A 19,116-nucleotide genomic window follows, 5' to 3' on the forward strand; every position below is an offset into this window, starting at 1 on the left:
ACTTGGGCTAAAGCCCATTGTGCAGGGGATTCAGATATATAACCCCAGGCTTAAGCCTGGGGTTAGTAAAAAACAGGCACATAAAGGGCTTTAGCCCGGGAGAAAATATTTTAGTCGGACAACAATGCTTTTAAATATATTCTTCAGCGTAATTTTATTGGCACAATCAAAATATTTAGTAAATATGGCAGCGCAAAATTTTGAAACATCCTCGCTTAAACCCCGCAGATCAAAGCTGAAAAAATTCTTTACCATAATCATAATTATACTTGTATTAATTGGAGGCGGCCTGTTTTGGTGGAACTATTTTTTTGTATTCGGCGAAGGCGTAAAATCGGGCCAGTTAAATTATGTGGTAAAAAAAGGCAACCTGTTTAAGACGTATGAAGGCAAACTGATACAATCAGGCATCCGCTCACAAAGTGCGGGCAGCGTTCAATCTTATGAGTTTGAGTTTTCCATTGCCAATGACAGCCTTGCCAATTACTTAATGAATAACAGCGGCAATTATTACGACCTGCATTATAAAGAATATAAGCATGCTATACCGTGGAGAGGGTTCAGCCCTTTTATTGTTGATAAGATTATAAGCATGCAGCCTGTGCAGCGCTGATTATTGATGAGCTTCATAATAATCCCACATTATCTTGAACACTTTTTCTTTTAATCCCTTCGCGGAAATATCATTGCTTTCCACCGGCGGCAGGAAATGCATTTCGAGCTTATGCGGCAGCAGGTAGAATGTTTTATGAACCGGCAATACTTTCCGGGTATTAAAAACCAGCGTTGGCACAATGGGTTTATGTGTGTCAGCAGCGAGGCGAAAAGCGCCATCGTAAAATTCTTTCAAAGGTTTATCCGTCCTGTTGCGCGTGCCTTCAGGATAGATAACCATGTCAAGCCCCTGGCTTAACACACATTTCATATCATCATAGCTTTTGCGGCGGCTATGATCATTACCCCTGTCAACCAGCACACTGCCGAAGCTGTATATCCATCCGAAAACGGGTATGCGGGAAAAACTTTTCTTCGCAATCGTTTTATTGGCGCGCGGCATAAACGGTGTGGTAACCGGCACATCCATCAGGCTGTTGTGATTGGAAACAATAATGCAGTTGGGCAAGCCTTTAAAATGGGATGCGCCTTTTACTTTAAGCGGGCAGCCAATAAGGGTAAGGTAGATAAACATCCAAACCCGCGATACATGCCGGTGCCATCTTGCTTTTTGCGGCTCTTTTAAAAAATGGCAGGGAATATAAAATATATAGGCAATTATAATGGTGCTTACAAAGAGAATTAAAGCCCATGCAGCCCAGATACGCCCGAATATTTCTTTTATAAATTTCAAGAAGTAAGAAGTTATATTTTTTTGTTATCAGCTAATGAACACAGATGAAGCACGGTTGTGTCACTCACTGCACCTGCATAATCTTTAATCAGCTATTGACTTAAGAAAACACTCAATAATCAATACACAATAATCCCCGCCTGACCGAATCAGTCGGGCAGGAATGTTCAATTGTAAGCCTCTGCAAAATGATTATTCCTGCCCGTCCGGCAGGCGGGGATTATTGAACATTCAATGTCGTTTAGTTAAGAGCTGTCTCAGGATATTCAATCCATCATAAATTTTGGGAGATGTCTCATTCTTCGACATGACGGGCGGGAAACGTTATTAATAATAACCAACCCGCACCTCCCGGCCCTTAAATTCAGTAAGGGCTTTACACCGTCATTTCGACGAAGGAGAAATCTCTTTCCTGTGATAAAATCAAAAATGATACGATTATATTCAATATTTTCTACCTAACTAAACGACATTGACTGATTATTGAATATTGACATATTGAATATTTATTACCTCTCAAAAAACACCATGCTGCCACCCACCCATTCGCGGTCTTTGTTATAACGCACGCCTATCATTTTGCCTTTGCTTATGCGGGCAAGGTTTTGCGCAGCCACCGGCCTTGCTTCGCCATCTCTCCAGAAATAAAAAATCCGTATCTCAGCCTTGGCATTGCCATCAGGCGTTTTAATAACACCGGCATATTTCACCTTGCGCTGCAATATCCAGTCGTGCGGGTCTTTTACCGCGTCAATGTCTGCTTTCGTCACATCAATTACAACACCCTGCCCTGCAAAAGAAAACAAAGGTTTCAGCACATAATTTTCAAGGTCCTGCGGCAGCTCTTTTACATCGCTTAAAAACCTTGTTTCAGGTATATATGCATGTTTTATAAAAGGCAATGTGTATTTGCTGATGCGGTAAAACCAGTTAGGATGCGGCGCCCATTCCACATTTAATTCCTCAAACAATATCTTTCCTTTTTCCTGCACTTCAGGCTGCTGCTGCTGAAGATCGTCGAAGATGATCCTGTTGTAAATGCGTTTTACTTCAATCTTTTTTCCATCCTTCATATAGAATAATTGCTTTCCCTGTTTTACAAGCTCCGTCAGGCACACGATGGGAATTTTCAAATAATCCTGCGTACAGTAAAAATCAATCCTTGTTTTTTGCCTGTGCGGAAAAATTTCAAGGAGGATAACATTTTCCGGGTTGTGGCCCGCCACAATTATATCCTTCAGCAACTGTATATAGGTATCTTTTGTATAACCGCTTAAATACGAACTGTAATTTCCCGGAATATCAAAATGCCTGCGGGTTATTTCATCATCAAAAACCTGGTAAGCAAACAAGGTGGGGAAGCCCTGCATTTCTACCAACTGCGGTTCCAGTTCGCCATCAGCATTTTCACAAATGCCAAAATCAAATGCAATAAAATGCGAATGGCCATTTTCGTTTAGCACCTGTAGCCCTTCAGGAACCGCATTGGCGGTAAGCTGTTTAAAATCGGGCTGCACGATAACATCCACGATACTTTCGCAGGCATCGAGCATTTTTTTTGTAAAAGCCTTATCTGCAAAAATGGGGGTTTCAGCCAGCCTGAACTCAATGCCCCCCGGGTGCAATGCATTCATATCGCCCAGATAATCTGCATACTTCTTTTGTGTAAAGTCTGCATTGAATGTATTGCGCAAGCCAGGTATCATAAAATTGTTTTGATGCAAAATACGAAGCGGGAAGTACAATTTGCGATTTTGGATTCCTGCCCGCAGCCTGCGGCTCGCAGTTCTTAAAAATCCTTCGGTATATAAAACTTGTTGCGCTCTTTCACTTTATTGTTTTCATACAGCTCAAAATAAAACCAGCCTGCGTGCATGAAATCTGTTTTATCCAGCAGCAATTGCGGCTGCGCTATATGCTGAATGCTGAAGAGCGGTTTATGAAATTCATCAAAAAAGCGAAGCCTGTAATTTTTTTCTGAAGCATCGGCAAGTGATATCTGCACATAGCCATCGCTGTTGGTAAAAATATGTGGCGAAGGCATCCAGTTTATGTTGTTGGCATAATAGCGTATCAGTATGTCCGCATCTGTTAATGAATACAAGGTATCTCTGGTGTAGTTAACAATAGAATCCCTGAATTGCCTGTATTGATTGTAGTTGAACTGGCCAATCATTGTATCATCATCATGCACGGTAATAAGGAAATTCGTATCTGCTTTTTTATCTTCACTTATTTCATCCGTAAAATCAGAACCGGTTTTAACTTTCTGGGCTTTGGTAAAAAAATAAGAGCCGTTGGCAAGCACATAAAAAACACGGTAATACATGCCGGTATAACCGGCGGTTTCATCAATGTATCCATTTTGAGGCAGTTCAGGAGAAAGCGGTACGAATATCGTTTTGTAATTCCTCGCGCTGTCCCATGACCGTTGTATATTCAATTGAACTATGCTGTCCCCATACGGATTGGTCCACGCAACCCTTACTTTGGCATTGCCTGCATCTGACACCTGCACAAGAAAATTATTTTGCGCATGCAGGCCGTTTGCAACTGCCAAAAAAGAAAAAACTGGTATAAAAAATTTCTTCATAAAATTTGCCGGCGGACAAATATAGCATCGCTGCTTTTGAGAAACGGAAAACTTTAATTACAATAATGTAAAAACTCGTGGGCGCCGGCGCAGATTTATCATTTATTTTGTTGCATGAATAAAACGATCCTTATAACCGGCGCCACATCCGGCCTGGGTAAAGCCATTGCAGAAAAATTCGCTGCGGCCGGTTATAACTGCATTATCACCGGCCGCAGAAAGGAGCGGTTGCAGGCACTTGCTGCAGCATTATCCTCATCAAACAACCGCATAAAAATTTTACCCCTTGCTTATGATGTAAGCAAAAAAGAAGAAGTATTTAATGCCATCAATAATTTAAGCGAAGAATGGCGCAATATAGATGTGCTGGTAAACAATGCAGGCCTTGCCGCCGGCCGCGATCCTTTTGATGAAGCTTTGCTTCACGATTGGGAAACCATGATTGATACCAATGTGAAAGGATTGCTATACCTGTCGAAAGCTATTATCCCTTTCATGAAGGCAAGAAAAAAGGGACATATCATCAATATTGGCTCAACAGCCGGGAAAGAAGTATATAAAGATGGCAATGTGTATTGCGCCACCAAGTTTGCGGTAAATGCCATAAGCCAGGCGCAGCGCATTGACCTGTTGCCGCACCGCATAAAAGTTACCTGCATTAACCCCGGCGCTGTTGATACCGAATTTTCAATGGTGCGTTTTAAAGGCGATGAACAAAAAGCCAAAGCCGTGTATGAAGGGTATGAGCCATTGCATGCAGAAGACATTGCCAGCACGGTGTTTTATTGTGCCACACTGCCTGCGCATGTTTGCATAAATGATCTTGTGATGACCTGTTTATCGCAGGCCAATTCGTTTTACACATACAAGGAATAATTGCTTTGCAATTATTGAAAATTATTTTTTGTTGCCGGCCGAAAAAAGACACTACAATTATTTTCCTGAAACGAATCGTGCTGGTTTCGGTGAATAATGTGGTGAAGGAAGGTAATATGCCCGCATCAAAATATGTGAAGCTTAAAATAAAGCCGCACAATGCTGCCGTGTACTCAAAAATTGATGAAGAGCTTTACCTTAGTAAAATATCGGGTTAATATTAAACCCGGTTTACAGGTTCACTATTTTTTGAGTTTATCACTACTTATACTTTTGCCGGATTAATACAGTTAGCAGCATGATTATTAGAAAGAAAGAACACTGGTTCAGGATGCTATTTATTTGGCACGGCTCTGTTTTGCCGCAATTATTGCCACGTTTATTTGCTTTATTTATTTTGTCTTTTGTTATTGTGTACCTGCATGGCATTATTTTTTCATTTAAAGTGCCGCTTAACCCAACGCCTTTAACTTTATTTGGTTTTGTGCTGGCGCTGTTTCTTGGTTTCCGTAACAACGCAAGCTATGACCGTTTCTGGGAAGCACGTAAGCTTTGGGGCGATTTGCTAAATGATTCCCGTTCGTTAATGCGGCAAGCAATCACTTTAATCAATACAACAAACGACGATAACTTCACAACAAGTTTTATAAATATGTTAAGTGCATTGCCTTATGCATTGAAACATCAGTTAAGGGGCACAAATGCCCGGGAAGATTTACTTATACGGCTTGATGAAGCCCAATTTAAAACAGTAAGCCAGGCGCAATACAAACCTGTTATAATTACAAAGCTGCTGGCAGTATGGGTGCAGCAGGCAAGGCTGGAGAACAGGATAGATTCTATTCAGCAGGCACGCTTTGATGAAAACCTGGATAAACTTGAAAATGTAATTGGTGGCTGTGAAAGAATTGCCTCCACACCTATTCCATACAGCTACCAGGTATTACTGCATCGTACGATTTATATATACTGTTTTTTGCTGCCTTTTGGATTGGTTGACAGCCTTGGATGGCTAACCCCGTTTATCGTAGTTTTTATTGCTTACACTTTCGTTGCATTTGAAGCTATTGCCGATGAGATTGAAGAGCCCTTTGGTACTGAATCCAATGACCTTGCGCTTACAAGCATGTGCCATACGATTGAATCAGCCTTACTGGAATTAGCAGGCAAGCCTGTTGAACATTTGCCAAAACAGGATGCAAGGTTTATTGATTAAATTTTATCCATCATATCTTTAATGATAAAAACAGCTAAATGAAAACATTATTGTCCGGATAACTTGGGCTAAAGCCCATTATGCAAGGGTTTCAGATATATAACCCCAGGCTTAAGCCTGGGGTTAGTAAAAAGCAGGCCCATAAAGGGCTTTAGCCCAAGAGAAAATATTTTAGTCGGACAACAATGAAATGAAAAGGAAATCCTGGAAGAAATTATCGCCGCATTGGAAAAGAATGCAAAAGCATACGATTACAATGTGGGAGCTTTAGATGCTGATACCGACCTGAATGAAAATATTTTGGTTGAAATAGATGATATTTCCCAGAAAGACCAGGCAACCGATATAGCAGATGATTTAAGTGAACAGGCCACAAGGCTTGATCACACCATTAATACAATTAAGCGTTATCAAACTGAATCGCAGAACGAAATTACACCGGGCGCTTTGGTTGAAACTGGTCTAATGTACCTGTTGATTGGTGTGGCGCTTCCATCGTTACAGGTTAATGATAAAAAGGTATAGGCGTTGCTGAAGATGCAGCAGTATATGCTTCAATAAAAGGAAAAACCAAAGGCGATAAAATTAAATTAGGCAGTAAGAGCTATACTATTTTAGATGTTTCATGACCAGTCTGCCGGTTAATGGCTCTTTTACTTTTGCTGCATCTTCCTGTGTATTTACATTCAGCAATGCTCCGGCGTTTGGGCATTGCACAATCTGCGTTGGGTGCGTTATAACCTAAAAGGTAAATAACGTAGAAGTTGGATCAATATCATCAATCCTTTTCGTGGTGTATTGTAATCGGTTCTCCCGGTAGTGGTAAGTCTTATTTTATTATTCAGCACATTATCAAACAGCATATACAAAAAGGGTTCAGCATGTTTGTATATGATTTTAAGGAGTTTTATATAATCAACGTTGATGATTTAAACAGAAATCATCGTTGCAATCCGCTGGATGTATCAACCATGCTTGACATTACAGATGCGGCAGAATCTTCCCAAACAATCATACTGGGCTTAAACCGTGAATGGATAAAAAAGCAGGGTGATTTTTTGTAGAATTGATGCATGCAGAAAACAGTGATATACTCAAAATTACTCTAACGAAGAGCCTGTACTTCAGCAGACAGGCTGAACTAATTCGTCGTAATCGCTTCATCTAAATTCAACATGATATAGCAACAACAATGAGCACTGAACATTGGCTTTGTGCATACCATTACGCTATTGGCTTCTCAGTCAGCGGCTGCGTTGTTTTTACTGTGCGTTCCAATTAGGTTCACCTATAATGTAAATAATTATTTACAAAAATAACTACATTTGTAAAATATTATTATAGTTATGAGAAGTAATAAATCTCAAATATTACAAAGTATAGCCAAAATCCTTGCAGAATTTGGTGAAAACATCAGATTGGCCCGTCTGCGCCGTAAGTTAAGTGCGGAGCAGGTAGCAGAAAGGGCGAACATTAGCCGGCCAACGCTGCTTTCCATAGAAAAAGGCGTGCCTGGAGTTGCTATAGGTTCTTATGTTCAGGTACTTTTTGTATTGAACCTGGAAAAGGATTTACTAAAAGTAGCCGCGGATGATATGCTTGGAAGAAAATTACAGGATGCAGCGCTTACGGTAAAAGAAAGAGCGCCAAAAAAATAAATACAGCAATGGCAGCAAACGCAAAAAAAGAAATTCAGGTATATGCACATTGGCTGGGTTTACAAGAGCCATCCTTAATGGGAGTATTGTCAGTATCATCAGCAAAAGGAAAGGAATCTTTTTCATTTGAATATGCAGATGCCTGGTTAAAATCCGGGTTTTCTCAAATGATTGATCCCGATTTGCAATTGTATCCCGGCGCATACTACCCACGGGATGATAAACCTAATTTCGGTGTTTTTTTAGATTCATGTCCTGACAGATGGGGAAGGGTATTGATGCAGCGTAGGGAAGCAGCAATAGCAAAACAAGAAAGCCGGGCGGTAAAAAAATTATTAGAATCTGATTTTTTATTGGGCGTATTTGATGAGCATAGAATGGGTGCATTGCGCTTTAAATTAGAAGAAGACGGCCCTTTTTTAAATGACAATAAGAAAATGGCGGCACCACCATGGACATCGTTAAGAGAACTGGAGCATGCAAGCTTAAAATTTGAAGAAGACAATACAGACGATCCCGAATACTTAAAATGGCTAAGCATGCTGATAGCTCTCGGCTCGTCATTAGGGGGTGCCAGGCCAAAAGCAAGTGTAACAGGTGCAGATAATAACTTGTGGATTGCAAAATTTCCAAGCAGAAACGATGATACAGATGTAGCCGCATGGGAAATGGTAGCAAACCAGTTGGCAATTAATGCAGGGTTAAATGTCGCAGAGGGAAAGCTCCAAAAGTTCAACAACAAGTATCACACCTATCTTACAAAACGCTTCGACAGAACCGGAAATAATGCGAGAATTCATTTTGCATCAGCAATGGCACTGCTTGGTCATGTGGATGGCGAAGAAAATGCTGCGGGCGCAAGCTATCTTGAACTAATGGAATTCATCTCACGACATGGTGCAGCAGTAGAAAAAGATTTGGAAGAATTATGGCGTAGGATTGTATTTAATATATGCATTAAAAATACAGACGATCACCTGCGAAATCATGGTTTTCTACTTACTGATAAAGGCTGGTTACTATCACCTGCTTATGACATTAATCCAAACGAGTATGGCAAAGGGTTGAGTATAAATATTACAGATGCAGATAACTCACTTGATCTGGATTTGGCAAGAGGGGTAGCTGGCTATTTTCGCTTAAAGGATGAAAAAGCTGCTCAAATAATACAGGAAATTTCAACTGTCGTCAAAGACTGGAAAAAAATTGCTTCCGGTCATAAAATTTCTAATGCTGAACAAGAAAGGATGTCAGCAGCATTTAATTAACTCTAAATAATTTTCTTAGTTAATTTCGAATTAAGTTCATTCGTTTTACCAGCTCAGCTTCAGTATTTCATAGCATCTTCCTCGTAACACTCTCTTGTGTAGCATTATCACTGAGTATATTAATTACGTTTTATAACGCCCTTTCTGAAATCACATTCTTACCTTTGAATACCGATTTATAGTAACCCAAAAAAGGGGGCTAAGACAGTTTCAGATGATGGTCAATCTTTAGAATCCCGTTTAAAAGATTTTGAAAAAAAGAAAAAAGAACTGACAATCCGTCACGGTTTAGGAGAAATTGATAAGGAGACTTTTGAACTCACTTTGGAACATTTAACTGACCAAATGCAGGCGATTTATAAGGAATTGAATACTGCGCCGGGAAAAATATCTAACTTGGAAAAAATGCTTTCAAATGCGTTTGAAAAGCTGAAAAAACTTAGTGTTATGTGGGGTTTCGGCAATCTGGAAAATAAGAGGATAATTCAAAAAACCTTGTTTCCCGATGGTATTTTTTATGACGTGAAAAAGCATGAATATCTAACTAAGAAAATTAACGGGTTTTTGTTTATAACTATGTCTCTTTCTGCTGAATATACTTTAAATAAAAACAGGAATTCTCAATTTTTTCCTGAAGATTCCTTTTTTAGTAGCCCCGACAGGAATCGAACCTGTATCTGGAGTTTAGGAAACTCTTATTCTATCCATTGAACTACGGGGCCGTTTATGTTGCCGCAAATGTAAAGGTTAACAGCAAATCTTGTTCAAACATTTAAAGTTTTACATAATTAATAATTTGCAGCATGAATAAAAAAACAGTTGTGTTAGGCGTCTCTCCTAACCCGGAACGTTACAGCCACCTTGCAACCAGCAGGCTGGCAGCGCATGGCCATACGGTAATCCCTATCGGCAAAAGAAAGGGCCGGGTAAATGATATCTCCATCATTAATGAGCCCGTTCAGGCCAATAATGTAGATACCATAACGCTCTACCTCAATGCACAAAACCAAAAACAGTATTACGATTATATTCTGTCTCTGCATCCTAAACGAATTATATTTAATCCCGGCGCTGAAAACGAAGAACTGGCTAAGCTTGCCCTTGAAAATAATATACAACCGGTACAAGCCTGTACGCTGGTTTTGTTAAGTACCCATCAATATTAGCCATAAAAAACGGCGGTTATATTTTTTGGTATGTGCCCGCAAATCATTTAATATTTATTTGTTGTCCGGCGAAAAATAAAAGGCAGCACAACAGTCGCTCTCCCACCCCGCTTTTTATCATAAATTTTTAGGGTTAGCCTTCTATATTTTTTACCTTCGCCGCCATCAATCAATTTAACTTCATGAAACATTTACTGCTCAGCTTATTGCTGCTGGTGGTGGTTTGCGGCTTTGTTGCAGCCCAAACAGCAGACAGCTCACACTACGACCAGCACCTTGCATTTAACCCCCTGTTCTATCCCTCAAACGGTAATGAATACCGCAGTGCCGGCGGCGCCCCAGGGCCTGCTTACTGGCAAAACCGCGCAGACTATAAAATTGTGGCAACACTTGATACCGCACAGCACAGGATCTCCGGATCGGTCACCATTACCTATAAAAACAACAGCCCTGATAACCTGAATTTTTTATGGCTCCAGTTAGACCAGAATATTTACCGGGAAGACAGCCGGGCACAGGCTACCACATTGCAATCCGGCGGCCGCTGGGCGGCCCGCACTTTTACAAACGGCGATGAAATCAGCGCCGTTGAAGTATTATCAAAAGGCAAATCAATCAAACCGGAATATCGCATAAACGATACCCGCATGCAGGTTTGGCTGCCGGATACGCTTAAAGCAAAAACCGGTGCGGTTCAGTTAAAAATTGATTATGCATTTTCCATCCCGGAATATGGCACCGACCGTATGGCCAGGTTAAATACGCAGAATGGCTGGGTATATGAAATTGCACAATGGTTCCCGCGCTTATGTGTGTATGATGATGTGCTTGGCTGGAACACCCTGCCTTATCTGGGCGCCGGTGAATTTTACCTGGAATATGGCGATATTGATTATACCATCACCGCTCCTTCAAATTTAATTATAGTGGGATCGGGTGAAATACAGAACCCCAAAGAGGTTTACACGCCCACGGTTTTAAGCCGCATTGAACAAGCAAAAAACAGTGATAAAACGGTAACCATTGTGGGCGCTGATGAATTAAGCGGTAATGCATACCACCTCAGCAAGCCCACCCTTACCTGGCATTTTTTATGCAAGCAAACAAGGGATGTGGCATGGGCTGCCTCAAAGGCATTTATATGGGATGGCGCCCGTATAAATTTGCCCAGCGGCAAAAAGGCGCTGGCACAATCGGTTTATCCTGTTGAAAGTGCAGGCAATGAAGCCTGGGGCCGTTCTACCGAATACACAAAAAATACCATTGAGATAAATTCCAAACAGTGGTATGAATTCACCTATCCTTCTGCCACCAATGTGGCAGGCCGTGTGGGCGGTATGGAATATCCCGGCATTGTGTTTTGCGGATGGAAAGCAAAGAACGGAAGTTTATGGGGCGTTACCGATCACGAATTTGGCCACAACTGGTTTCCGATGATCGTTGGTTCCAACGAAAGAAAATACCCCTGGATGGACGAAGGTTTCAATACTTTCATAAACGGCATTTCTACGGAGAAGTTTAATAACAGGGAGTATTATAAAAAGAATGATGTGCAACGCATGGCAAACTATCTTTTCAAAAAAGATGCGGATGCCATTATGACTATTCCGGATGTAACACAACAGAATTTCCTGGGCGTGGCCGCCTATATGAAACCCGGCGCAGGTCTCGACATTTTGCGTAATCATATCCTGGGCAAAGAAAGATTTGACGCTGCATTCAGAACATATATTGCAAGATGGGCCTTTAAACATCCTACGCCTTATGATTTCTTCCGCACAATAGAGAATGTAAGCGGTGAAGACCTCTCGTATTTCTGGCGCGGCTGGTTTTTAACAAACGATAAACTCGACCAGGGCGTTACCGAAATAAACTATTCTGAAAATGATCCTGCAAAAGGCGCCCTGATAACGGTGGTGAATAATGAGCAGATGGTATTGCCCGTGCCCCTGCTGATTGAACAGGAAAACGGCAAAAAAGATACAATTACTTTACCTGCTGAAATATGGCAGCGCGGCGGATCGTGGACATTTCATTATCCTTCAACTGCCGCTGTTACAAAAGTAACAATAGACCCCGATCACGATTATCCGGATATCAACCCTTCAAACAATGTGCTGGAAGGCAAGTCCAAAAAACCAGTACCGCCTGGCACCACCGCCATTGATATCATCAATAAATACATAACCGCCATTGGCGGAGCAGATAAGATAAATGCAATAAAAGACTTTACCTATACCGCAAAAGGAACAGTGCAGGGGCAGGATTTAATTTTAGACAGGAAATATAAGCTGCCTGGAAAAATGCTGCTGGAAGTAACCCTGCCTTCTATGAATATGAAAATTCAAAGGCTGCTTGTAACTGAAGACAGCGTTAGTTTAACAGCCCAGGGGCAAAACATGCCGGTGAGCGATGCTGATGCCAGGCGTTATCGGGAACAGGCTTATCCCTTTCCTGAAATCAACTTCAGTAAGCCGGGTTATAACTCAGAGCTTGATCCTCTTTTCAGTGATATTGACGGAAAAGATGTATATGTGGTTAAGGTTACCTCTCCTTCCGGCAGCATAAGCAAATACTATTACGATGCGCAAACCGGGTTGAAATTAAAAGGAGAAACAATTGGTGAGCAGGGCAATTCAGGATTTACTTATGCCGGCTATAAAGATGTTGACGGTATTAAAGTACCATATACCATGAAAATGCAGCAGCAGATGGAAATTGAATTAACGGCTACTGATGTTAAAATAAACAGTGGCCTTAAAGATGATGATTTTAAATAAAGCTGTTATATGCTATCAGTTAAAAGCCGGTCATAACTATGGCCGGCTTTTGTTTTTATTACTGATGTTTTTTAGAGATTAGCGAAAATGCTAAACAAGAGGTTAGTGCTGAACTCTTTTTATTATTTGCTTCAAAAATAGAGGCGGCTATCATGCTGTTTCAGGGGGAATATACCATTTATATACGGGATTTTCCCCCTCTTATTAAAAAAGATAATATACCTGTATCAGGTTTGGGATTGGGATGCCTGCAGCTATATAACCAGGCACTAATATTTTGCTTCATTAAAGAACACCTCGTGTTGTTTCAGTTCTTCCAAAACAGGTTTGTAGAAAGCAGGCGCTACCGGAATATGCAGGCCGGTTTCCGTAATCTTTCCTTCCAGTATTAATTTGGCTGCAATGCCGAGCGGCAGGCCCACTGTTTTCGCCATGGCAGTATGAATATTATCCTCGCCTTTAACTATGAGCGATGACCTGACGGTTGATTTTCGTTTTTCAATTTCATATTCAATTTCATGCAGCATTACGACCATATCTTTATCACCAGGCTGCAAAGCCAGTTTGCTTTCCGCCACAAACTGCATTACATCTGCAGCGCTGCATAAGCCTTTATTGATAAGCGTATCGTCATTCAGCCCTAAAAAAAACAATTGCTTTAAAGTAAGGTTGGCTTCATGCATTTGCACAGCCACACTTTCGGCGGCCTTGTTTTTTACTTCATCCACATTAAGCGTGGTTAATTCGCCCTTTTCATCAATCATCATAAAATCATCATCGGGCTTCTCCCCCTCGCTTATAGCTTCCTGCTCTGCCTGCATCAGGTTCATCAGTTGTTCCATCATATTCTTTGCATACTCAAGCCTTGAGCTAAGCAGTTGCGTAAGCCATTCCCCAAAACCATGCTGCTCAAAATGCTGCCTGAAAAATGCCGATACCGTTAAGCCATTTGTTTCATATAGCTTTTCTTCACTGGTAAGCTTAAGGTCAATAATATTTTTCCATCCAAAACAAAAATCAGGATGCCTTAGTGTTGTGCGCACAAATGATGCTGCCTCTTCCAGATGGTACAATGAAAGATAATGTAATGAATCACGGTTGGGATAACAGGCGTACCATCCCAGGCCCGGCACATTTATGCCCTGTTTGCCTGAAAACAGCTCTTCGTATTTTAATGTGATGGTTTCACCGTTTTCTTTATAAACCGCCCCTGCTTTGCCTGCCATGATTACGTTGCGCGGGTTCCAGCTTATTTTATAATGCCAGGGATTATCGTCGCTTTCCGGGGCAACCAATCCGCCGCAATGCGATTGGAACGATGTTATTTTACCGCCCTGTTCCTGTATAGAGTGGATAAGCTGCATGGCGCTCATGTGGTCAATGCCCGGGTCAAGCCCCATTTCATATAAAAACAAAAGATGGTTTTGCCTGATGGCGCCGGCATGTTTCTTTATATCATTGTCAACATAAGAAGCCGTAAGCAAATGCTTTTTTAGCTCAATACAGTCAACAGCAATTAAATAATGCAGGTGTGCCGGCATTAAAGAAATAACAATATCTGCCCGGCTTATATATTTCTTTCTCTCTTCAGTATTTGTAATATCCACGGCTATGGCTTCGGCATTTTTGTGGGCGCCCAGTTTTTGCTGCACGGATTGCAGGTTGCTGTCTGCAACGGTAAGCTGCCAGTTTTTTTCTGAAATAAGCTGTTTTAAATAATCAATAAGAACAGTTGCTGATTTGCCTGCGCCAAATAACACAATATGTTTGGTAGTAGTAAATTCAACAGACATTATAAAAATTTGTAAACAAATTTAGCTATGAATAAAAGATCAGTTATCACCTACAATATACAACTGCTTTGCATCTGCGCTGATTAAAGATATTTTGGATGCGGCATACGCCGAGGCTTCATCTTTCGGCGTTTTAATTGTAACGTCCCTGCCTGCCTTTAAGTTATGCAGATAAAATGTTTCGCCTTTTCTAAATGTATTTGCCGCATTAAAATACTGCACATCCACTACCACAAGATCAAGATCAGCATCGCTTACATTTTCAATTTTTATATTGGCAATACCATTGCGCATGTCAATATGGGATGGCAGGTTCACATAATCGCTTATCAGTTTTTTACCGCCGGCAGCCGGTTTCGCTGTTTCTTTTGCCGCCTTCACATCACCGGCTGGTTCAGTTGAGTTATCGCCTGCGACTTCTAAACCGGCAGCCGGTTTATTATTGATCGCGGCCTGTGCTTTATCAATTGTATTGTTCACAGGTTGTGGTGCTTCCTGTTTTAAAGCGGGTGTTGCGGCTGTGGTTTTAGCTGCCGGTTTTGAATTGCTGTTAATGGCAGGCTGTATATATGTTTTTTTCCTTTCCTTGGCACGTTCCGTTAATTCATCATTATTTATTGCAGCAATTTGTTTTTGCAAAGGTGAAATTTCCTGTTTTTGATCCGTATTAACAGGAGCCGTAGTTTGAGGCGTATTTGAAAAACCGGAAGCTGTTTGCTGCCCGCCCGCAGATGAAGGCAGGGCAGGCATTTCCGTATCATTTAAAAGCCAGTAGGCTGCGCTAAAAATGATCAGCAGGGCGAGCACAGGCAGTAAAAACGATCCTGTTATACCAGATGAAAATGATTTTTTTGATTTTTGTTTTTGCTCTAAAAGATTTTCAATGTATTTGTCTTCCAATGAATCAAGTGATTGTGCAAATTTTTTTTCCAGTACCGGGGAAGCTTTTGCTTTTTGCCTGGCCGCCGTTTTTTTGCCATTAAAATATGCCGGCTGTTTTGCATGCACCATTTCACTTACGGCCGATTTCTTTTCTTTTTCCCAGTCGCTCCATGCTTCTTCCCAGCTTAACGGTTTTAATGATAAACCATTTTGCGTTCCGGTTACCATATTTCTTTTAACGGTCTTCTTTTCATTTACGGCCTGGTTGTTTTTTGAAGCAGGCCCGGCAACAGTCTGTATCCTGCTCCAGGCAGCAGAAATCTTGTAACGCGGTTTTTCTTTTATATCCGGAGAAAGATTATTGTTAACAGCTATGGCAGCCTGTACCGAAGCGTTTATGAAAGATGGGAGATTGCCCGCCTGCCGCATTGTATTTTCTTCTTCCGGCAACGGCGCATATTGTTTAAACTGAGCCATTTCGCCGGGATAACGCCATGCCGCACTGCCGCCATCCACCCATATCAGGTCGTATGGCCGCAGGCTTTTCTGAATTAATTCTTCCGCAGTAAAAGGGCCTTCTTCCCTGTTATTGCGCAGCAGGCGATATACTTTCATGCTCATTGTTCAATGCGATAAATATATAATGAATAAGTGCTTTTATTTATTGTAAAGGCTATGATAAAATTTATGCGGATGGGTTTAAAAGGCCGGATCATCTGCTGCAAGCTTCAGGCTGTGAGCCTTGAGCCACGAGCTGCGAGCTTTTTACATCGCGTTATTTAATTTCACTGATTTCTCACCATTCACCACCCGGTATCATTCTTTCTGTTTGGTATCAAACCATATCGTTACCGGCCCGTCATTCAAAAGTTTCACTTTCATATCGGCTCCAAAAATGCCGGCCTGCACTTTTTTGCCCATATCTTTTTCAAGCTGCGTAATCATTTTTTCATATAATGGAATCGCCGTCTCCGGTTTGCTTGCCCGTATATACGACGGGCGATTGCCTTTCCTCGTCATTGCATGCAGCGTAAACTGGCTAACGAGCAAAATGCCGCCGCCTGCATCTTTAACGCTTAGGTTCATCACGCCTTCGCTGTCATTAAAAATTCTCAGGTTAACGATCTTTCCACTCAGCCATTCAATGTCTGCATCCGTATCTGCATCTTCTATGCCAATAAAAACCAGCAGGCCATTTGCAATAATGCCTGTAATATGCCCGTGAACCGTTACAGAGGCTTCCGAAACACGTTGTATCACTGCGCGCATGTAATTTTGTTTAAGTGTTTAAAATGAATGTTATGAAGATTGATATAAGCCGCGAAATTATTTTTAAAACGGCACGCAGTGGCGGCAAAGGCGGGCAAAATGTAAATAAAGTGGAAACAATGGTGGAGGGCCGCTGGCTTATTGATGCTTCACAATTGGTGACGGAACAACAAAAAGCATTCATACAACAACGTCTTGCAAACCGTGTTACAGATGATGGTTTTTTATTGATAAAATCTCAAACCGAAAGAACGCAGATCGGCAATAAAGCAGCGGTAATCAAAAAGATGAATGCAGTTGTGAACAATGCCTTGCAGCCAAAGAAAATAAGGATTGCTACTAAAATGCCCAAAGGCGTAAAAGAAAAAAGGCTGGAAAATAAAAAGCTGCAATCATCGCGTAAAGAAGGCAGAAAAAAGCTAAGGCGCGGGGATTATCAGTAACCTGGTCAATACGCACCGGGCGTCAGACCAATAGCTCAAAGATTTGAAATAATCTTCCTGAAATAATCAACTGCATACAACAGCCTGCTGCCATGCCAGCTAAACATTTCTCCATCAACCAAAATAGTTTTTGTTGAAGGGAATAAAGGCCCGTATTCATCCGCATGTTTTTGTTTAAAAGGAAAGGGTTCTGAAGAAAGCAGCAATACTTCAAAATTCAGAGATTGCAGTTCTTCAATAGTTGTTTCCGGATAGCGCAGTTTACCTGCAAATACATTTTGCAGGCCGCAATATTGCATCATATCATGAATAAAAGTATCTCCGCCCGCAGCCATAAATGGTTTTTGCCATATAAGATAAGCTGCCCTTCTCCCCTGTTTAACGGTTTTCAATTCTGCAAATTTTTCACGGATTGATACTGCAATTTTATGCGCAGTTTCATTTTTATGTACAAGCTTGCCAACCTGTAAGATCATATCCAGCGCTTCATTAAGATTGGAAACATCGCTTACATAAACTTCTGTAAATTTTTGCAAGACTTCAACCTGTTCCTTTATATTTTCCTCCTTATTGGCAATTATAAGGTCTGGTTTTAATGCTTTGATTTTTTCAATATTTATATTTTTTGTACCGCCAACCCTTGTTTTTGTTTTGAACCATTCAGCGGGATGCACACAGAATTTAGTTATGCCAACCACTTCTTCATCAAGCCCTAAATCATACAATAATTCCGTTTGGGAAGGTACGAGCGAGATAATCCGTTGCGGTTTTTGCTTCATCATTGCCGAAGGTAAAAATTCAATACAAGCATGTATTGTTATTATGATTTTTCTTTGCAGCTATAATTATTATCCGGATGCAGATAAACCAATACATTGATCATACCATATTAAAGCCAGCCACTTTAATTGCAGACATAGAGCCTATATGCAGCGAAGCCAGGCAATACCATTTTGCCGCAGTTTGCGTGCCGCCGCCCTTTATTAAAACGGCAAAAAAATTATTGGAAGATTCAACGGTAAAAGTAGCAACGGTTATCGGCTTTCCGTTTGGCTATTCAGCTATTGAAGCAAAGCTGGCAGAAACTTTACTGGCCATTGTGGATGGCGCTGACGAACTGGACATGGTTATAAACCTTATCGCGCTTAAAAACAACGACTGGCAATACCTCGCTAATGAAATCAATCATATTTTACCCGCGATCAGGCAAAACAATAAAGTAATTAAACTGATAATAGAATCAGGCATTTTAACCGATGAAGAAATAATCCGTTGCTGCGAACTATATGCGCCCGCCGAAGTAAATTTCTTAAAAACTTCAACCGGCTATGCAGAAAAAGGCGCAAGTGTTCATGCTGTTGAACTAATGCGCAAACATTTGCCGAAACCTATTCAGATAAAAGCTTCGGGCGGAATAAAAACATATACGTTTGCAAAAGAATTAATAGAGGCAGGGGCAACACGTATTGGCTGCAGCAGCAGTGTACAGATTGTGGCGGAACAGAATTGATAAAGTTAGCAGGTTGTGGCGGCCTGTATAGTGTAGTGTGATAAACCTGACCTTATTCACCCTTCCTTCACCCTATCTTCGGCGGCGGGTAGGCAAAGCCGAATATGGTACGAACGAGAAACGAACAAAAGGTATCTGAAAAAATGCTTGTCTTATGCTTATCGGACTATTACCTGTAAGAATGTTGTTTACCAACTATTTCACAGGATAGGCGACATTTCTCGCTTTATTTTCCTACTTTTGCGTATGCAAAATTTAGAAGTACTTATAGGCCAAAAGATAGATGGTCGCAAATTATCGCATGGGCAAAATGA

General features: G+C 41.1%; 16 protein-coding genes, 1 tRNA gene and 2 pseudogenes. 11 read left to right on the plus strand and 8 right to left on the minus strand.

Features of this window, described 5'->3' with window-relative positions; translation table 11 throughout:
• The first annotated feature begins 184 nt into the window (after nucleotides 1-184).
• Entirely contained in the window at nucleotides 185-613 is a 429-nt protein-coding gene (locus QM629_RS10870; protein ID WP_415159895.1) for a hypothetical protein, read from the plus strand.
• Here the strand turns inward: QM629_RS10870 and QM629_RS10875 are convergent, their stop codons facing one another.
• The 3 genes from QM629_RS10875 to QM629_RS10885 form a co-directional block, all read right to left on the minus strand.
• The gene (locus QM629_RS10875) at nucleotides 614-1,348 is read right to left on the minus strand and encodes a lysophospholipid acyltransferase family protein (protein ID WP_415159896.1); all 735 of its coding nucleotides are present in this window, start codon (nucleotides 1,346-1,348) and stop codon (nucleotides 614-616) included.
• Nucleotides 1,349-1,857: 509 nt separating this feature from the next.
• Complete coding sequence (locus tag QM629_RS10880) at nucleotides 1,858-3,054, minus strand: hypothetical protein (RefSeq protein WP_415159897.1); 1,197 nt, start codon at nucleotides 3,052-3,054, stop codon at nucleotides 1,858-1,860.
• Between the two features lie 83 nt (nucleotides 3,055-3,137).
• On the minus strand, nucleotides 3,138-3,941 hold the full coding sequence (locus QM629_RS10885; protein ID WP_415159898.1) for a hypothetical protein: 804 nt from the start codon (nucleotides 3,939-3,941) through the stop codon (nucleotides 3,138-3,140).
• 114 nt (nucleotides 3,942-4,055) lie between these two features.
• Here QM629_RS10885 and QM629_RS10890 point away from each other — a divergent pair, with 114 nt between their 5' ends.
• From QM629_RS10890 to QM629_RS10915, 6 genes and pseudogenes are all read left to right on the plus strand, one after another.
• A complete protein-coding gene (locus QM629_RS10890) occupies nucleotides 4,056-4,817 on the plus strand; it encodes an SDR family NAD(P)-dependent oxidoreductase (protein WP_415159899.1) in 762 nt (253 codons plus the stop codon).
• 298 nt (nucleotides 4,818-5,115) lie between these two features.
• Nucleotides 5,116-6,033 carry a bestrophin family protein gene (locus QM629_RS10895; RefSeq protein WP_415159900.1) on the plus strand — a complete coding sequence of 306 codons (918 nt, stop codon included), beginning with the start codon at nucleotides 5,116-5,118 and terminating at the stop codon, nucleotides 6,031-6,033.
• Nucleotides 6,034-6,258: 225 nt separating this feature from the next.
• Nucleotides 6,259-6,558, plus strand: a complete 300-nt coding sequence (locus QM629_RS10900; protein ID WP_415159901.1) for a hypothetical protein — start codon at nucleotides 6,259-6,261, stop codon at nucleotides 6,556-6,558.
• A gap of 240 nt (nucleotides 6,559-6,798) precedes the next feature.
• Nucleotides 6,799-7,091, plus strand: a pseudogene (locus tag QM629_RS10905) (conjugal transfer protein TraG); the annotation flags it as partial.
• 288 nt (nucleotides 7,092-7,379) lie between these two features.
• Nucleotides 7,380-7,691, plus strand: coding sequence for a helix-turn-helix domain-containing protein (locus QM629_RS10910; protein ID WP_415159902.1), 312 nt, complete (start codon nucleotides 7,380-7,382; stop codon nucleotides 7,689-7,691).
• Between the two features lie 8 nt (nucleotides 7,692-7,699).
• On the plus strand, nucleotides 7,700-8,959 hold the full coding sequence (locus QM629_RS10915; RefSeq protein WP_415159903.1) for a type II toxin-antitoxin system HipA family toxin: 1,260 nt from the start codon (nucleotides 7,700-7,702) through the stop codon (nucleotides 8,957-8,959).
• 650 nt (nucleotides 8,960-9,609) lie between these two features.
• Here the strand turns inward: QM629_RS10915 and QM629_RS10920 are convergent.
• A tRNA-Arg gene (locus QM629_RS10920) sits at nucleotides 9,610-9,681 on the minus strand.
• A gap of 81 nt (nucleotides 9,682-9,762) precedes the next feature.
• On the opposite strand from QM629_RS10920, the gene QM629_RS10925 reads away from it, so the two are divergent.
• Both QM629_RS10925 and QM629_RS10930 read left to right on the plus strand, forming a co-directional pair.
• A complete protein-coding gene (locus QM629_RS10925; RefSeq protein ID WP_415159904.1) occupies nucleotides 9,763-10,125 on the plus strand; it encodes a CoA-binding protein in 363 nt (120 codons plus the stop codon).
• Between the two features lie 182 nt (nucleotides 10,126-10,307).
• Nucleotides 10,308-12,905, plus strand: a complete 2,598-nt coding sequence (locus QM629_RS10930) for a M1 family aminopeptidase (protein ID WP_415159905.1) — start codon at nucleotides 10,308-10,310, stop codon at nucleotides 12,903-12,905.
• Between the two features lie 269 nt (nucleotides 12,906-13,174).
• On the opposite strand, the gene QM629_RS10935 is transcribed toward QM629_RS10930, so the two are convergent.
• From QM629_RS10935 to dtd, 3 genes are all read right to left on the minus strand, one after another.
• Nucleotides 13,175-14,698, minus strand: coding sequence for a saccharopine dehydrogenase C-terminal domain-containing protein (locus QM629_RS10935; protein WP_415159906.1), 1,524 nt, complete (start codon nucleotides 14,696-14,698; stop codon nucleotides 13,175-13,177).
• Between the two features lie 39 nt (nucleotides 14,699-14,737).
• Complete coding sequence (locus QM629_RS10940; protein WP_415159907.1) at nucleotides 14,738-16,195, minus strand: hypothetical protein; 1,458 nt, start codon at nucleotides 16,193-16,195, stop codon at nucleotides 14,738-14,740.
• A 201-nt stretch (nucleotides 16,196-16,396) separates the two neighbouring features.
• Entirely contained in the window at nucleotides 16,397-16,849 is a 453-nt protein-coding gene (dtd, locus tag QM629_RS10945) for a D-aminoacyl-tRNA deacylase (RefSeq protein WP_415159908.1), read from the minus strand.
• A gap of 53 nt (nucleotides 16,850-16,902) precedes the next feature.
• Between dtd and arfB the strand changes: the two are divergent.
• A pseudogene (arfB, locus tag QM629_RS10950) lies at nucleotides 16,903-17,292 on the plus strand (alternative ribosome rescue aminoacyl-tRNA hydrolase ArfB); the annotation flags it as partial.
• 35 nt (nucleotides 17,293-17,327) lie between these two features.
• On the opposite strand, the gene QM629_RS10955 reads toward arfB, so the two are convergent.
• Nucleotides 17,328-18,074 carry a helical backbone metal receptor gene (locus QM629_RS10955; protein WP_415159909.1) on the minus strand — a complete coding sequence of 249 codons (747 nt, stop codon included), beginning with the start codon at nucleotides 18,072-18,074 and terminating at the stop codon, nucleotides 17,328-17,330.
• Between the two features lie 74 nt (nucleotides 18,075-18,148).
• Between QM629_RS10955 and deoC the strand changes: the two genes are divergently transcribed.
• Nucleotides 18,149-18,802: a deoxyribose-phosphate aldolase gene (gene deoC, locus QM629_RS10960; protein WP_415159910.1), complete on the plus strand. Its 654-nt coding sequence runs from the start codon at nucleotides 18,149-18,151 to the stop codon at nucleotides 18,800-18,802.
• Nucleotides 18,803-19,116: the final 314 nt, after the last annotated feature.

The organism is Parafilimonas sp. (genome assembly GCF_047606085.1).
Taxonomy (GTDB): domain Bacteria; phylum Bacteroidota; class Bacteroidia; order Chitinophagales; family Chitinophagaceae; genus Parafilimonas.

Bases quoted from the DNA above. Each gene is read 5' to 3' on its own strand.
- QM629_RS10870 (WP_415159895.1), top strand. From the start codon at position 185: ATGGCAGCGCAAAATTTTGAAACATCCTCGCTTAAACCCCGCAGATCA.
- QM629_RS10880 (WP_415159897.1), bottom strand. From the start codon at position 3,054: ATGATACCTGGCTTGCGCAATACATTCAATGCAGACTTTACACAAAAG.
- QM629_RS10885 (WP_415159898.1), bottom strand. From the start codon at position 3,941: ATGAAGAAATTTTTTATACCAGTTTTTTCTTTTTTGGCAGTTGCAAAC.
- QM629_RS10890 (WP_415159899.1), top strand. From the start codon at position 4,056: ATGAATAAAACGATCCTTATAACCGGCGCCACATCCGGCCTGGGTAAA.
- QM629_RS10895 (WP_415159900.1), top strand. From the start codon at position 5,116: ATGATTATTAGAAAGAAAGAACACTGGTTCAGGATGCTATTTATTTGG.
- QM629_RS10910 (WP_415159902.1), top strand. From the start codon at position 7,380: ATGAGAAGTAATAAATCTCAAATATTACAAAGTATAGCCAAAATCCTT.
- QM629_RS10915 (WP_415159903.1), top strand. From the start codon at position 7,700: ATGGCAGCAAACGCAAAAAAAGAAATTCAGGTATATGCACATTGGCTG.
- QM629_RS10925 (WP_415159904.1), top strand. From the start codon at position 9,763: ATGAATAAAAAAACAGTTGTGTTAGGCGTCTCTCCTAACCCGGAACGT.
- QM629_RS10930 (WP_415159905.1), top strand. From the start codon at position 10,308: ATGAAACATTTACTGCTCAGCTTATTGCTGCTGGTGGTGGTTTGCGGC.
- QM629_RS10935 (WP_415159906.1), bottom strand. From the start codon at position 14,698: ATGTCTGTTGAATTTACTACTACCAAACATATTGTGTTATTTGGCGCA.
- QM629_RS10940 (WP_415159907.1), bottom strand. From the start codon at position 16,195: ATGAAAGTATATCGCCTGCTGCGCAATAACAGGGAAGAAGGCCCTTTT.
- dtd (WP_415159908.1), bottom strand. From the start codon at position 16,849: ATGCGCGCAGTGATACAACGTGTTTCGGAAGCCTCTGTAACGGTTCAC.
- QM629_RS10955 (WP_415159909.1), bottom strand. From the start codon at position 18,074: ATGATGAAGCAAAAACCGCAACGGATTATCTCGCTCGTACCTTCCCAA.
- deoC (WP_415159910.1), top strand. From the start codon at position 18,149: ATGCAGATAAACCAATACATTGATCATACCATATTAAAGCCAGCCACT.